This is a genomic window from Paraburkholderia pallida (genome assembly GCF_004524855.1).
Classification (GTDB): Bacteria; Pseudomonadota; Gammaproteobacteria; order Burkholderiales; family Burkholderiaceae; genus Paraburkholderia; species Paraburkholderia oxyphila.
The window spans coordinates 3,007,320-3,021,640 of record NZ_CP038148.1; the positions used below are offsets into that span (position 1 = coordinate 3,007,320).

Sequence of the window (14,321 nt, forward strand, 5' to 3'; positions counted from 1 at the left end):
CTTGGTGCCCGGACTGCCGGCCGCGGCAGCCGTCCGGCGGACGGCTCGCGGAAGATGCCCGGCATTTTCGCGGGAACGCCCTCCATCAGAGGTGCGCAGGGAGCGCTGGCTGCCCGGCCGCGCTCGACCCGCTCGTTCCCTTATTTCCAGCCGGTGCGCCGCGGTGCACCTTGGGTGCGCCTGGGTCCGGCCGCTTCAAGAACCCGCCACGAGGGCGGGCGCAATTCGGCGAAAGGCCGGTATTGTAGCACCTTGGCATAAATCCCTATGGCCGCGCGGACCGGCTTCTGTCACCGGGAGCGGCGCTCAAGCCGGATCACATCCGGCCCTTTGCGCCGAACCTCCATCCGCATACTACCTACACGCCGCCCGCGCTCACCACGTTTCGCGCATCACCATGAGCCGCAGCTCGGTCATGTCCTCGATCGCATAACGCACGCCTTCGCGCCCGAGGCCCGAATCCTTCACGCCGCCATACGGCATGTTATCGACGCGAAATGACGGAATATCGTTGATCACGACGCCGCCCACCTCGAGCCCGTCCCAGGCGCGGTGCGCGTTCGCGAGCGAATCGGTGAAAACGCCCGCCTGCAGGCCGAAATCGCTGTCGTTGACGACGGCGAGCGCCTCGCCGAAGTCGTTGAAGCGCTCGAGGATCGCCACCGGCCCGAACGCCTCGCGCCGGTAAAGGTCGGTGTCGCGGCCCACGTTTTCGAGCAGCGTGGCCTCGAACATCGCGCCATCGACCTGGCCGCCCGCGACGATCTTCGCGCCGGCCAGCACCGCCGCCTCCATCCAGCCCGCCAGCCGTTTCGCCTCGGACTCGGAGATCATCGGTCCGACGAAGGTCTTCTCGTCCTTCGGGTCGCCCATCTTGAGCGACTTCACCTTGGCGATCAGCTTCTCGCGCAGCGCGTCGTACAGCGACGCGTGCACGAGAATGCGCTGCACGCCGATGCAGCTCTGCCCCGACTGGTAATACGCGCCGAACGCGAGCCGGTCGACGACATAGTCGAGCTTCGCGCCCTGGTCTGCATCGACCACCGCCGCCGCGTTGCCGCCCAACTCCAGCACGACCTTCTTCTTGCCCGCCTTCTTCTTGAGATCCCAGCCCACGGCGGGCGAGCCCGTGAACGAGAGCAGCTTGAAGCGCTCGTCGGTGGTGAACAGATCGGCGCCGTCACGGTGCGCGGGCAGGATCGAGAACGCGCCCTTGGGCAGGTCCGTTTCCGCCAGCACCTCGCCGATGATGAGCGCGCCCACCGGCGTGCGGCTCGCGGGCTTCAAGACAAACGGCACGCCCACGGCGAGCGCGGGCGCGACCTTGTGCGCTGCCAGATTGAGCGGGAAGTTGAATGGCGAAATAAACGAGCACGGCCCGATCGGCACACGCTTCACATAGCCGTGATAGCCCTTCGCGCGCGCCGAGATCTCCAGATTCACGATGTCGCCGTCGATGCGCACGCTCTCCTCGGCGGCCACGCGGAACGTGTCGATCAGGCGCGTGACCTCGCCGCGCGAATCGTTGATCGGCTTGCCCGCCTCGATGCACAACGCCATCGCGAGTTCATCGAAGCGCTCGCGAAAGCGCGCGACACAGTGGTCGAGCACGGCCTGACGCTTGAAGGGCGGGAATGCGCGCATGGCGGGCATCGCCGCTTCGGCCGCCGCGATCGCCTGATCGATCGCCTTTGCGTCAGCCATCGCGACGCGCGTGGCGACTTCGCCGCTGTACTTGTCGGTGACTTCGAGATCGGTGTTGGCAGCGACGGCCTCGTTGGCCAGGTAGTACGGATAAGTCGCTTTGAGCATGACGCGTTCTCCGGAAATGCGGGGCGTGCAACAACGCACGCGCCCGTTCATTGCACAGCACGGACGCCGCAGCGCTTCAACGAAGCGCCTCAGAGCTGCGCGCTCAGCCGCTTGATCTCGCGATTGAGCACGCGCTCGTTGTCCGAATAGTCGACGGGCACGTCGATCACGTGCACGCCCGGCGTCGCGAAACACTGCTCGATGAGCGGCTTGAGCTGATCCGCCTCGCTCACGCGATGGCCGTGCGCGCCGTAACTCTGCGCGTAGTCGACGAAATCGGGGTTCTGCAGCGTCATCCCGTAATCGGGGAAATTCATGTTTTCCTGCTTCCAGCGGATCATGCCGAAGGCGTCGTCGCGCAGGATCAGCACGACGAGATCGAGCTTCAGGCGCACCGCCGTCTCCACTTCCTGCGAGTTCATCATGAAGCCGCCGTCGCCGCACACGGCCACCACCTTGCGCTCGGGGTGCACGATCTTCGTCGCGATGGCCGAAGGCAGCCCCGCGCCCATGGAGGCGAGCGCGTTGTCGAGCAGAACCGAATTGGGCTCGCGCGCACGGTAGTAGCGCGCGAACCAGATCTTGTACATGCCGTTGTCGAGGCAGAGGATGCCGTCCTCGGGCATCGCGCTGTAGACGTCGTGCACGAGCCGCACCGGATACATCGGAAAGCGCGGGTCGTGCTGGCCCTTGGCGAGATGCGCGTCGAAGTGGCGCTTGATCTCCTCGAAGCGCGCGAAATCCCATGCGTGCTCGCGCGCCTTGAGGCGCTCCTTCAATTGCCAGACGGCATTGGCGATATCGCCCACCACTTCGATCTGCGGGAAATAGACAGGGTCGACCTCGGCACCGAGAAAATTCACGTGGATCACCGTCTTTTCTTCGGCGCTGCGCATGAAGAACGGCGGCTTTTCGATCACGTCGTGGCCGACGTTGATGATGCAATCGGCGTGCTCGATCGCCCGGTGGACGAAGTCGCCGTCCGAGAGCGTGGCGTTGCCGAGCCATAGCGGATGCGATTCGTCGATCACGCCCTTGCCCATCTGCGTGGTGAAGAACGGGATGCCGGTCTGGTCGACGAACTCGCGCAGCACGTTGCGCGTGGTCTTGCGGTTGCCGCCCGCGCCGATCATGAGCAGCGGATGGCGCGCCGTGCTGATCGCCGCCACCGCGTGCGCGACGGCCTTTTCCTCGGCGATGGGGCGGCGGCTGAAGCTCTTCGGGATGGGCTTGCCGTCGCCCTCTTCGTCGGCGACGTCCTCAGGCAGCTCCAGGTGAACCGCGCCCGGCCGCTCCTGCTCCGCCTGGCGAAACGCCTCGCGCACGAGCGCCGGAATATTGCCGATGGAAACGATCTGGCGCGCGTACTTGGTGAGCGGCTCCATCATGCGCACCACGTCGACGATCTGGAAGTGGCCCTGCTTGCTGGTCTTGATGGGCTTCTGGCCCGTGACCATCAGCATGGGCATGCCACCCAGCTGCGCGTAGGCGGCGGCGGTCACAAAATTGGTCGCGCCCGGCCCGAGCGTCGCGAGGCACACGCCGGTGCGGCCCGTGAGCCGGCCATAGGTGGCGGCCATGAAGCCCGCGGCCTGCTCGTGGCGCGTGACGATCAGACGAATCTTCGAGCGCCGCAGGGATTCGAGCAGATCGAGATTCTCCTCGCCCGGAATGCCAAACACGTACTCGACACCCTCGGCTTCGAGCGCCTTCACGAACAGATCAGATGCTTTCATCGGCCACCTCGCGGTTCAGCGGACGCTGTGCAATGCCGTTGCGTATGTCGTGACGTACGAATTACGCAATCCGCATGAAGCGTGCGCGACGACCGCCAGATTACGCCGGTGGCGCGGATCGCGTCGGCAAGCGTGCAATCCGGCCGGAGTAGCGCGTGCGGCGCGCGGCCTCTAGCGCATGATCGTGGCGCAGCCGGAGACGATCGGCTTGGGGCTGTCTTCGTTCGTGGCGTCGTAGAGATCGGCGCCGGGGCCCTTGGTCCACCAGGTATAGCGGTCGGCGACATACCTCACGCCGGACGCCGCAATCACGCCGACAAAGAGCAGATTGCGGCCCTCGACCGGAACGAGCGCGAAGCTTTGCCCGTTGGTGCCGTTGATATAGGTGACCTTGAAGGTCTTGCCGGCCGCGCAGGTATAGCGGAATGTGTGGCGCGACTGGGTCTGGATCTCGCGCACGTCGAGCGAGGCGGCCTGTGCGGGCGACACCGTCAGGCTCACCCCGGCAACCGCGCCGAAAACGGCGAGCGCGAGCGCGCAGGCGGCGAAGCGACGCGGCAGCGCACGAGCGGCGCCAGGTGCGCCGAAGTGGATGGCAAAGCGGCGCGCGGCGCTGCGTCGACGAGTCATGGCGTGTTCTCCGGCTGTCTTTGTGTTGAGTTGGCGTGTTGCGCCGCCGTTGCGTCGATCGCCGCGCCGCGCGCGGTAAGGGCGTTGCGTGGATTGCCCGGACGCTACGCACAGGCTTGCCGCGCTAGCCTCACAAGCCGATCGTGCCTCAGGGGTCGATCACATCGGCGCAGGCGTCGGTGGGCGCGGCGGCCACGTGCCCGACCAGCGGCACGATCTTCAGGCCCGCGGATGCCACGCGGCACGGCGCGGCTGCGAGGCCACAGCCCGACAGCGCGCAGGCGCACAACACCACAAGCAGCGCTCGCGGCCGAAACAACGCAATCGACTTCATCATTCCCACCTTCCTGCAGTTGCGTGACACGATAACCCGACAGGCACCGCGGCGCCTTGCGAATGCGCCGCTGCGATCGTCCGCCGCGCGCCGGAAAATCGAAAGACCGGGATTATCCGGCGTCGGACGTGCGGCGTGCATGCGGCAGATGCGCACCGCCGCGCTCCCGATCGCAGCCCGCGCGCCGGCTCGTGAGTTCGTTATTGCACGGCCAAGCGGACATCCGCCCGATGCCCCCCGCCGCGCACGAGCGATTATTGCGACGCGTCGCCCGGCACGGGACGCACCGCCGCCGCCGCGGTGCGTGCACGCGAGCGCGCCTCCTCGACGTCCGCGCCCGTCGCGAGCGCCACACCCATGCGGCGCTTCACGAAACTCTCGGGCTTGCCGAAGAGGCGCAGGTCCGCGCCCGGCACGGCCAGCGCCTGCGCCACCCCTTCGAAAGCGATGCCGCGCGCGTCCATGCCGCCGTAGATCACCGCCGACGCACCCGGACCGCGCGCCGTCGTATCGACGGGCAGGCCGAGAATCGCGCGTGCGTGCAATTCGAATTCGGAGAAACGTTGCGACGCGAGCGTGACGAGGCCCGTGTCGTGCGGACGCGGGCTCACTTCCGAGAACCAGACGTCGTCGCCGCGCACGAACAGCTCGACGCCGAACAGGCCACGGCCGCCCAGTGCCGCAGTCACCTTGTGCGCGACCTCGCGCGAGCGCTCGAGCGCCTTCGGGCTCATCGGCTGCGGCTGCCACGACTCCACATAGTCGCCGTCCACCTGGCGGTGGCCGATCGGATCGCAGAAGTACGTCTCGATGGTGCCGCTCGCCGGATCGGTCGCGCGCACGGTGAGCTGCGTGATTTCGTATTCGAAGTCGATGAAGCCCTCCACGATCACGCGGCCATGATTCACGCGCCCGCCCGCGAGCGCGTATTGCCAGGCGCGCTCGACATCGGCGTCGCTCTTGAGCACCGACTGCCCCTTGCCCGAGGACGACATCACCGGCTTCACCACGCACGGATAGCCGACCTTCGCGATGCCGGCCTTCAGCTCGTCGAGCGAGTCGGCGAACGCATAAGGCGAAGTCGGCAGGCCCAGCTCCTCGGCGGCGAGACGCCGGATGCCTTCGCGGTTCATGGTGAGCTGCGCGGCGCGCGCGGTGGGGATCACGACGGCTGCTCCTTCCGCTTCGACGGCAGCGAGCGCATCGGTAGCGATGGCCTCGATCTCGGGCACGACGAGGTGCGGACGCTCGGCGTCGATGAGCGCGCGCAGCGCCTTGGGATCGGCCATGTCGATGACGTGGGCGCGATGCGCGACCTGATGGCCGGGCGCGTTTTCGTAGCGGTCGACGGCGATCACTTCGACGCCGAGGCGCTGCAGCGCGATGATCACTTCCTTGCCGAGCTCGCCCGCGCCGAGCAGCATGACACGGGTGGCGGAAGCGGAAAGCGGCGTGCCGATGCGAGTGCCGGTCTGCATGATGTCTCCAGGTATGACGGTGAGGCAGCGCGCGATCCTGATTGACGCGCGCTTCGGGCCAGGCGAATGCGAGGGAGCGCCGATGTTAACACCGCGGGCGTCGGCCCGTGCCGCCTGAATGTGAATCGCGTGCGAAATCCGCATGAAATGCGCGTCGCCCGCCCCGGCAATGCCACGCGATCGTGTGCGCGAAGCACGCGTTTGTGAATTTTTGACGAACGTTTGCGCTCGCATGCCGCCCCTTGGTGCGTTACGCTTACGCCTTCGCCAGTTATGAGGAACGATGCGATGCCCCACCGCTCGAGCACACGCCCCGCCGCACGCAATCTTGCGCGCCTGCTCGCCTCACGTGTCTCATGCGCCGCGCCGTTCGCGGCCGCCGCAGCGGCTGCACTTGTGCTTGCCGCCTGCAAGCTGCCGGTTCATCAGGACACATCCGCGCCGCCGCCCGACCCGTTCAATCCGGCGGCAACGCAATTGCTCGACAACACCCAGTGGCAGCTCGTCGAATGGAAGCGCGCCGACGGTACGCTGCGCGCGGTTCCTGGCGCGAATACCGACAGCGGCGCCGCCAACGGCGCGACTGCGGGCGCCCCCGAGGCGCGGCCCGTCACCCTCGATCTGTCCACCGCCAGCGGCCAGCGCCGCGCGAGCGGCTTCTCGGGCTGCAATCGCTACATGGGCAGCTACACGCTCAAGGACGGGCTGCTCTCGTTCGGCCGGCTCGCCGGCACGCTGATGGCCTGCGCCGGCTCGGGCGGCGAAATCGAAGGCCCGTATCTCGACGCGCTCGCGCATATCCAGCGCACCGGCGTGCAGATGCGCGAGCCGCAGTCGCTGCTGCTGATTCTCGAAAACGGCGATCGCCTGACCTTCACGCATCCGGGCCCGTCCGCTGCCACCGCTGCGCCGGCCGGCGCGTCCGCCACCGCCGCACCGGCGAAGCAGGGCGAGTGAGGCGCCATGCCGTCCGCAGCCGCGCCCTTGCACGGCGCGGCTCTTTTTTGGCGCACGCGGCTGCGCAATGGGCTCACGGCGTGGCGCACCGGGTTGCGGCCCGCGCCGGCACAGCTTTAGTCCCGCACGCTATTCCCGCCCGAGGCCTACGCGAATGGCTGCCCTGCCCGCCGGTCCTGCTTCATGCCTGACTGGCGCGGCGGCCATCGTCAAGCCGGCTGCAGCGCCGCGGCAACGCGCTTTGCAGTGCGGTAGGGCCTGGCGGTTACACTCGACACGTTGCACCTCTTTTAATCGTTGATCTCTGGCATGCACACGGTAGTCCCTGGCTGGTTCGGCTTATCGGCCGTCTGGTTCATCCCTCTGATCTGGCGTCTCGTGAAGTCGGTGCTGCCCGGCGGCGCGGGCTTGCGCGGCCCGGGCACGATCCGGCTCTGGCTCGGCTTTGTCTGCGTGTTGCTGGCGAGCTGCACGCTCGAGGCGACGCTCCTGCACATCGAAGGCTTCGATGCGCTCGGGCACGCGCTCGCGAACGGGCTCGGCAAGCTGCTCGGGCATACTGCCGCACCGCTCGTCATGACGGCGCTGCTTTTCGTGAGCCTGCCATGGCTCATCGACTTCCGCTGGCGCAACTTCTTCGCGTGGGCCGACGACTCGCTCGGACTCGGGCTGAATATCCGCCCTGCTCGCCCTTCAAGCAACGACGACGACGGCGAGCGCCCTGGCCGCCGCGCCTCCAGACAGGACGCCGCGCAGCCGCAAGGCGCGTCGCGCTCGGGTCTGGCCGGACTGGGTAGCCTCGGCAAGCTGGCGAGTGGATTGGGTAGCAGCCTTGGAATCGGGAGCGGTGGACTGGGCTCCGGCACGGGGCCGAGTGCCGGCTCGGGCGGCGGCACGGCTGAATCGCTCGACGGCACGCGCCGCAAGCGACCAACCGTGTGGCGTCCGCAGATGCCGGGCAAACGCGCGGCGAGCGCCGCTGGAATGGGTGCCGCAGGTGCAACAGCGAGCGCCGCGGCGCAGAGCACGGAGCGTGCATACGCTGCGCATGGCACAACGCGTAGCGGTACCACGCCGTGGCGCGCTGAACCGGATTTCGCGTCGCCGGAGCCCAGCCCCGCTGCCGCGTGGGCACGCACCGAACCGACCGCGCCGGCCGGCTGGCTGCGCGACGGCCAACCGGCCGCGCGTACTCCGATGCCCGCCGCACCTGGACCCAATGCGCAGCCAGCCGATGCGTGGCGCAATCCGGCTGCGGGCCTGAACGGCGTACCGCTACCGCCATCGACTGGCGCTTCGCGCGCTGGCGTGCCGGCCGACGCGCGAAGCGCTCCGGCTATGGGCGCGAACGGCGCGCCGACGCCATCGACACCTTCGACGCCCTCGACGCCGCCGTCCAGCTTCCCCGCCGACACCCGCCGCCAGCCCATTGGCGGCATCGGCGGCGGTGCGGCGGCCGGCATGGCCGCCTCTGCGGTGGCGGGAGCGCACGCAGGCACGGCATTGGGTGGCGCTGCATCAGGCGGCGCTGCGCTTGCTGGCGCGGCCGGCAGCCCGGCGCCGTGGCGCGCGGCGCCGGCACGCCCGGCGACAACGCCCGCGGCAGCCCCGCTCTCGTCTCCGTTCTCTTCCCCGGTTTCGTCCCCGATGTCGCCCTCGCTTTCGCCTATGAGCGCATCGACTGTGCGCCCGGCAGCGGCATCCGCCGCGCACGCCGCAGCGCTCGCATCGACGGCCGCCGTCACGCCGCGCGGCTCGTCGGCGCCGCGTGACCCGCTGGTTTCGCCCTTTGCGCAACCGGCCCCCGTGCGCCGCAGCGCGCCGCCGCCCGTCGCGGGCAGCACGGCCGCGCGCGCGGCCGCCGCGGCCGCGCCGCAAGCACGTCAGCAAAAGCCGCAGCGTCCGTTCGTCTGGCCGACGAAGAGCACGCCCACGACGGCGCAACGGACGCCCGGAACACGGTTCGGCACGCAATTCGGTGCGTCCGCAACCGCACCGCTCACGGACACCAACCAGGTCACGCCGGCCTATTCCCGCCCGACGCACGGTGCGGCATCCGCGCCGCAGGCGCCGCTTTCGACGAGCGTGCTCGAAACCTTGCGCTCGATCGAGGAAAACGCGGCCCGCTGGACGACGCTCGCGGGTGCGAGCCTCGCACGCCGCAACAGCGTCGACCAACCCGCTGCGCTCACCGACGTGCCCGCCCATGCCGGCGCAGCCGCCGCGCCCGACAATGCGAGCACTCTCCCTGCGCACGCGCAGTTTCCGCTCAACGCACCGCAGATCGCGCGCCCGCCCGAGACGGCGGCGCTCGACCAGGCGGCCCCGGCTGATGCAGCAGGCGAAGATTCCGGAGTGGCCTCTGCCGCTGCTTCGGACGCCGCACCGGCGCAATTCGCTCAAGAACCCACGAGCGTGCGCAACGATGCGTCGCTCGCTTCGCCGCCGGCTACGCAACAGGCTGAATCCGTCTTTGCGCCGATTACGCCTGACTTCCCGATGGCGGCGGTTACACCACTCGACACCTCCGAGTCCGGGGAACCGTGGACTTACGCCGACGACGCCTCGACCCCGATCGCCCTGCCCTCGTTCCTCATCGACACGCAAGAAGACGACGCGCCGCCGGCTGCTGTCGCGTCTGCACCGGCATTCGCCGCGCCCGCCGCGGCCGACAGAACGCCTGCGGAAATCGCACCTGTCGCCACGGTCACACCTGTTGCCCCTGTTGCGCTCGCCGCAACGGTAACGCCGCGCGCCGCGACACCACCGGCAGAGCCACCCGCAAGCTCGCCGATCACCTGGCCGAGCTTCGACCAAGGCATGCCATGGGTCTTGCTCGACGACGAGCCCGACGCAGCAGAACCGGCAATCAAGGCCCCCGACGAAGCCGCCGCGACGACAGAGCAAACGCCTCACGTGGCGGCTCTTACGAAGCCTGAGAGCATTGTCGCGACTAGCGCCGGGCAGTCACCCGCGACGCCCCGGCACGACGATGCCGCAACCATCACGCACGTGCCGCGGTGGGAACTATCGCCTCGTGTGGCCGACATTCCGGCGCCTGAAGACATCGCCGAGACTCATGCCGTGCAGTCGCCCGTGCCTCCCCGGCACGACGATGCAGCAACTGTCACTCACGTGCCGCGGTGGGAGCCATCGCCTCACTTGACCGACCTTCCGGCGCCTGAACACATCGCCGAGACTCATGCCGCGCAGTCGCCCGCGCTGCCGCAACAGGACGACGCCGCAACCGTCGCACACGAACCGCCGCCGCCAGTGGCAGCGCTCGACGCATCCGAACCGGAAAGCGCCGAAAACGTCATCCGCTTCCCGCGCATTGCGACCGAACCGTTGCACGTTGCCCGGTCCACACCGGCTGACGCCAGCGCCACCGTGCAGGATCCGCCTGAGAGCGCCGCGCAGCCCGACGAGGCTCCGCTCGACCACGACGCTCCAACGCTCACGCCGCATGCCAGCGCGTTCACGCCGGCGCCCCTCGTTGAAGTGCCGTCGTTCCTCTCCGCCGTGCCGAGCGCCACGCAGCCGACGCCCGTGGCGCCGGCAAGCTTCGCGCCTTGGTCGAAGCCGGAAGAACCGTGGCAGCCGAGTGCTGCGACACCGAACGCCAGCACGGCAACGCCTGCATCCGCAGCAGTTGGCCCCGCAAGCGCGCCCGCCGCAACCACGACTCAGGCGCCGGGACACACGCCGGGCGCGACGTCGTTCGTTGCACCGGCCACCGGAGCTGAACCCCAATCCGCCGCGCCTGTGACAACCACCACGCATGAAGCAACCGCGGCCGAGGCGCACGCGAGCATCTCAGCAGGCGGCCACATCAGTGCGACCCCGCCGTGGGCGCAGCCGCAACCGGCCGTAACCACAACCGCAACCCAACCGCCCGCCGCGCCGGTGGCCCACGACAACAGCGCGCAAACCGCGCCTGACACGCCCCAGCCCGAAGCGGCGCCGCGCCAGCCCGTGCGCGGCCATGCGCCGACCTCGTTCGAGTTCCAGCCGCTCACCGCCTCGGCGGTCGAGCTGCCCGGCCTCGATCTGCTCGAACGCGCCTCGTCGGAAATCGAGCCCGTCTCCGAGCAAAGACTCGCCGAAACGAGCCAGCTGATCGAGCAGCGCCTGCAGGAGTTCAAGGTGCCCGTCACCGTGGTCGGCGCCTCGGCGGGTCCGGTCATCACGCGCTTCGAGGTCGAGCCCGCGCTCGGCGTGCGCGGCAGCCAGATCGTCGGCTTGATGAAGGACCTCTCGCGCGGCCTCGGCCTCACGTCGATCCGCGTGGTCGAGACCATCCCCGGCAAGACCTGCATGGGGCTCGAACTGCCCAACGCGCGCCGGCAGATGATCCGTCTTTCGGAGATCCTCGAATCGGCGCCCTACCACCGCTCGCAGTCGAAGCTCACGATCGCGATGGGCAAGGACATCGTCGGCCACCCGATCGTGACCGACCTCGCCAAGGCGCCGCACATGCTCGTCGCGGGCACCACCGGCTCGGGCAAGTCGGTGGCGATCAACGCGATGATCCTCTCGCTCCTCTACAAGGCCACGCCCGAGGACGTGCGGCTCATCATGATCGACCCGAAGATGCTGGAGCTGTCGGTCTACGAAGGCATTCCGCATCTGCTCGCGCCCGTGGTCACCGACATGAAGCTCGCCGCCAACGCGCTGAACTGGTGCGTGGGCGAGATGGAGAAGCGCTATCGCCTGATGTCGGCGGTGGGCGTGCGCAATCTCGCGGGCTTCAACCAGAAGATCCGCGACGCCGCCGCACACGAGAAGAAGATCGGCAATCCGTTCTCGCTCACGCCCGAAGCGCCCGAGCCGCTCTCGCCCCTGCCGATGATCGTGGTGGTGATCGACGAACTCGCCGACCTCATGATGGTCGCGGGCAAGAAGATCGAAGAGCTGATCGCGCGTCTCGCGCAAAAGGCGCGCGCCGCCGGCATCCACCTGATCCTCGCGACGCAGCGTCCTTCGGTCGACGTCATCACGGGTCTCATCAAGGCGAACATCCCGACGCGCGTGGCGTTCCAGGTGTCCTCGAAGATCGACTCGCGCACGATTCTCGACCAGATGGGCGCCGAGTCGCTGCTCGGCCAGGGCGACATGCTGTTCCTGCCGCCGGGCACCGGCTATCCGCAGCGCGTGCACGGCGCGTTCGTCGCCGACGAGGAAGTGCATGCCGTGGTCGAGTATCTGAAGCAGTTCGGCGAGCCCGAGTATATCGAGGGCATCCTCGACGGACCGGCCGGCGAAGGCGCGCCGCAGGACCTCTTCGGCGACTCGCCCGACGCGGAAGCCGATCCGCTCTACGACGAGGCCGTGGCGTTCGTCGTGCGCACGCGGCGCGCGTCGATCTCCTCGGTGCAGCGGCAGTTGCGCATCGGCTATAACCGCGCGGCGCGCCTCGTCGAGCAGATGGAAGCGGCGGGGCTCGTCTCGCCGATGGGCATCAACGGCAGCCGCGAAGTGCTCGTGCCGGGCCAGCCCGAGTAAGGCTCGCGGCAGTCGATCGAGCCACGCAAAAACGCCGTGCCGGATTCGTCCGGCACGGCGTTTTTCTTTTGTCCGCGATAAACCGCTTACAGAGCGATCAGGGTGTGACGAACTTGAAGTCGACGGGCGAGCCGATATCGATACGCTTCGGATTCGGCTCGAGGAGGCCCGTCTCCTGGTTGCGGCGGAACACGTAGGCCGTATCGCTGTTCTGATTGCCGACGATGAGCCACTGGCCGCTCGGATCGATCGCGAACTCGCGCGGCGACTTGCCGAGGCTCGACTGACGGCCCACACGCCTGAGCTTGCCCGAGTGCGCGTCGACGGCGAAGATCGAGATGTCGTTGGCATCGCCGCGGTTCGAGACGTACAGGAACTTGCCGTCCGGCGAGAGGTGCAGCGCCGCGGCGCCCACCGTGCCCTTGAACCCGGGCTCCGCCAGCTTCTCGACCTGCTCGAGCGTCAGGCGCCCGTCGTGGTAGCCGAACACGCTCACCGTGGCGGCCAGCTCGCTCGTGAGGTACGCGAAGCGGCCATCGTTGCCGAAAATGAGGTGACGCGGGCCCGAGCCGGCCTTCACGTCGGTGTAGCGCCACTCGGCCGGACTCACGAGGCCGCGGCTGCCGTCGGGCGTGTAGCGGTAGGTCCAGAGCTTGTCGGTGCCGAGATCCTGGGTGAAGAGGTAGTGACCATCCGGCGAGAACACCGTGGAGTGCACGTGCGCGTTGTCCTGGCGTCCCTTCACCGGACCGCTGCCCTCATGGTGCACGGTGAGCACCGATGCCCCAAGCTTGCCGTCCTGCTCGATGGGCAGCACCGCGAAGCTGCCACCGGGGTCCGCCGCCACCGAGTAGTTGGCGACGAAGAGATAGCGGCCGTCCGGCGAGAGTTTCAGATAGCACGGGTCGTTGCCCTGCGCGGAAACCTTGTCGAGGAACGTGAGCTGGCCGCTCGCGGCGTCGAAGCCGAACGCGCTCACGTCGCCGCGCAGGCTCGCCGGGCCGTTGTCGCCGGGCAGCTCGTTCACGGCGTAGACGAAGCGCTTGTCCTGGCTCACCACGAGATACGACGGATTCACCGTCTTCGCGACGCTCACCTGCTGGGCGTCGCCCGTCTTCGAATCGAAGCGATAAACGTAGATGCCCTCGCTCTTGCCGCCGGTATAGGTGCCGACGAGCAGGTCATACACGCCATTGGCTGCCGTGTCGGCAGTGCCCGCGCTGGTTTGAGCGAACGCCCCGGTTGCGGCGAGCGTTGTGGCGACTGAGGCCATGATGGCAATACCCTTGATGATCTGATGAATGAGGCTGCGCTTTTTCGCGCGCGGCGTACTGTGCCGATGCGCAGGCACGGGCATGGCGATTGCGGCGTCATGGGCCTGAAACATGTCGACCTCCTTATTGCTTGTCGAAGCGGGAGCGGATCGGCAGCGCGCGGCGGCGCGAGTCGATGCAAGCGAGCGTTGCGCGAACACCGATGTGCCGGCGCCAAAGTTATGAGGGTTTGAAGCCCAGTATAAGAGAGCTTCCGCGTGGCTGGGCGTTGGGCGCGCAGCGCGCCTCTCACCCTCCAGCCTCGCAACATCGGCTTCGCAACACTGGCCTTGCAACACCCAGGGAGAAAACATGGACATCCATCTCGCCATCGGCCCGCTCGTTTCGCTCATCGCCGGCATCCTGATTCTCGTGGTGCCGCGCCTGCTCAATTACATCGTCGCGCTGTATCTGATCATCATCGGTCTCATTGGGCTCTTCGGCGCGAACGGGCATCTCGGGCATTTTTGATGCCTGCGGCCACAGCTTTGGAATCTTCGCGAAAGTGCGGTGAAAGTTCCCGCACGAGTGATTTGTGCGCGACAGGCAGTAAAAC

General features: G+C 68.1%; 9 protein-coding genes. 3 read left to right on the forward strand and 6 right to left on the reverse strand.

The genetic code is table 11. The features are described 5' to 3' along the window. Window positions 1-375: 375 nt before the first annotated feature. The 5 genes from E1956_RS13625 to purT form a co-directional block, all read right to left on the reverse strand. Window positions 376-1,812 carry an aldehyde dehydrogenase family protein gene (locus E1956_RS13625; protein WP_134749619.1) on the reverse strand — a complete coding sequence of 479 codons (1,437 nt, stop codon included), beginning with the start codon at window positions 1,810-1,812 and terminating at the stop codon, window positions 376-378. 89 nt (window positions 1,813-1,901) lie between these two features. Continuing rightward, on the reverse strand, window positions 1,902-3,548 hold the full coding sequence (locus E1956_RS13630; RefSeq protein ID WP_134749621.1) for an acetolactate synthase large subunit: 1,647 nt from the start codon (window positions 3,546-3,548) through the stop codon (window positions 1,902-1,904). Between the two features lie 171 nt (window positions 3,549-3,719). Next, window positions 3,720-4,178 carry an MliC family protein gene (locus E1956_RS13635; protein WP_134749623.1) on the reverse strand — a complete coding sequence of 153 codons (459 nt, stop codon included), beginning with the start codon at window positions 4,176-4,178 and terminating at the stop codon, window positions 3,720-3,722. Between the two features lie 148 nt (window positions 4,179-4,326). Next, window positions 4,327-4,515, reverse strand: coding sequence for a DUF6726 family protein (locus E1956_RS13640; protein WP_084688008.1), 189 nt, complete (start codon window positions 4,513-4,515; stop codon window positions 4,327-4,329). Between the two features lie 251 nt (window positions 4,516-4,766). Further along, a complete protein-coding gene (purT, locus tag E1956_RS13645; protein ID WP_134749625.1) occupies window positions 4,767-5,990 on the reverse strand; it encodes a formate-dependent phosphoribosylglycinamide formyltransferase in 1,224 nt (407 codons plus the stop codon). Window positions 5,991-6,278: 288 nt separating this feature from the next. Between purT and E1956_RS13650 the strand changes: the two genes are divergently transcribed. Both E1956_RS13650 and E1956_RS13655 read left to right on the forward strand, forming a co-directional pair. Continuing rightward, window positions 6,279-6,947, forward strand: a complete 669-nt coding sequence (locus E1956_RS13650; RefSeq protein WP_197732793.1) for an META domain-containing protein — start codon at window positions 6,279-6,281, stop codon at window positions 6,945-6,947. Between the two features lie 309 nt (window positions 6,948-7,256). After that, window positions 7,257-12,452, forward strand: coding sequence for a DNA translocase FtsK (locus E1956_RS13655; protein WP_134749629.1), 5,196 nt, complete (start codon window positions 7,257-7,259; stop codon window positions 12,450-12,452). A 97-nt stretch (window positions 12,453-12,549) separates the two neighbouring features. On the opposite strand, the gene E1956_RS13660 is transcribed toward E1956_RS13655, so the two are convergent. Then, window positions 12,550-13,839 (reverse strand): lactonase family protein, encoded by a 1,290-nt coding sequence (locus E1956_RS13660; RefSeq protein WP_134749631.1) that lies wholly within the window; start codon window positions 13,837-13,839, stop codon window positions 12,550-12,552. Window positions 13,840-14,077: 238 nt separating this feature from the next. Here E1956_RS13660 and E1956_RS13665 point away from each other — a divergent pair, with 238 nt between their 5' ends. Then, the gene (locus E1956_RS13665) at window positions 14,078-14,236 is read left to right on the forward strand and encodes a DUF3096 domain-containing protein (protein WP_134749633.1); all 159 of its coding nucleotides are present in this window, start codon (window positions 14,078-14,080) and stop codon (window positions 14,234-14,236) included. The last annotated feature ends 85 nt before the right edge of the window (window positions 14,237-14,321 follow it).

What these genes read in the sequence shown, in the direction of transcription:
- E1956_RS13660 (WP_134749631.1), bottom strand. Translation starts at nt 13,839, where the DNA reads ATGTTTCAGGCCCATGACGCCGCAATCGCCATGCCCGTGCCTGCGCAT.
- E1956_RS13625 (WP_134749619.1), bottom strand. Translation starts at nt 1,812, where the DNA reads ATGCTCAAAGCGACTTATCCGTACTACCTGGCCAACGAGGCCGTCGCT.
- E1956_RS13640 (WP_084688008.1), bottom strand. Translation starts at nt 4,515, where the DNA reads ATGATGAAGTCGATTGCGTTGTTTCGGCCGCGAGCGCTGCTTGTGGTG.
- E1956_RS13635 (WP_134749623.1), bottom strand. Translation starts at nt 4,178, where the DNA reads ATGACTCGTCGACGCAGCGCCGCGCGCCGCTTTGCCATCCACTTCGGC.
- E1956_RS13650 (WP_197732793.1), top strand. Translation starts at nt 6,279, where the DNA reads ATGCCCCACCGCTCGAGCACACGCCCCGCCGCACGCAATCTTGCGCGC.
- purT (WP_134749625.1), bottom strand. Translation starts at nt 5,990, where the DNA reads ATGCAGACCGGCACTCGCATCGGCACGCCGCTTTCCGCTTCCGCCACC.
- E1956_RS13630 (WP_134749621.1), bottom strand. Translation starts at nt 3,548, where the DNA reads ATGAAAGCATCTGATCTGTTCGTGAAGGCGCTCGAAGCCGAGGGTGTC.
- E1956_RS13655 (WP_134749629.1), top strand. Translation starts at nt 7,257, where the DNA reads ATGCACACGGTAGTCCCTGGCTGGTTCGGCTTATCGGCCGTCTGGTTC.
- E1956_RS13665 (WP_134749633.1), top strand. Translation starts at nt 14,078, where the DNA reads ATGGACATCCATCTCGCCATCGGCCCGCTCGTTTCGCTCATCGCCGGC.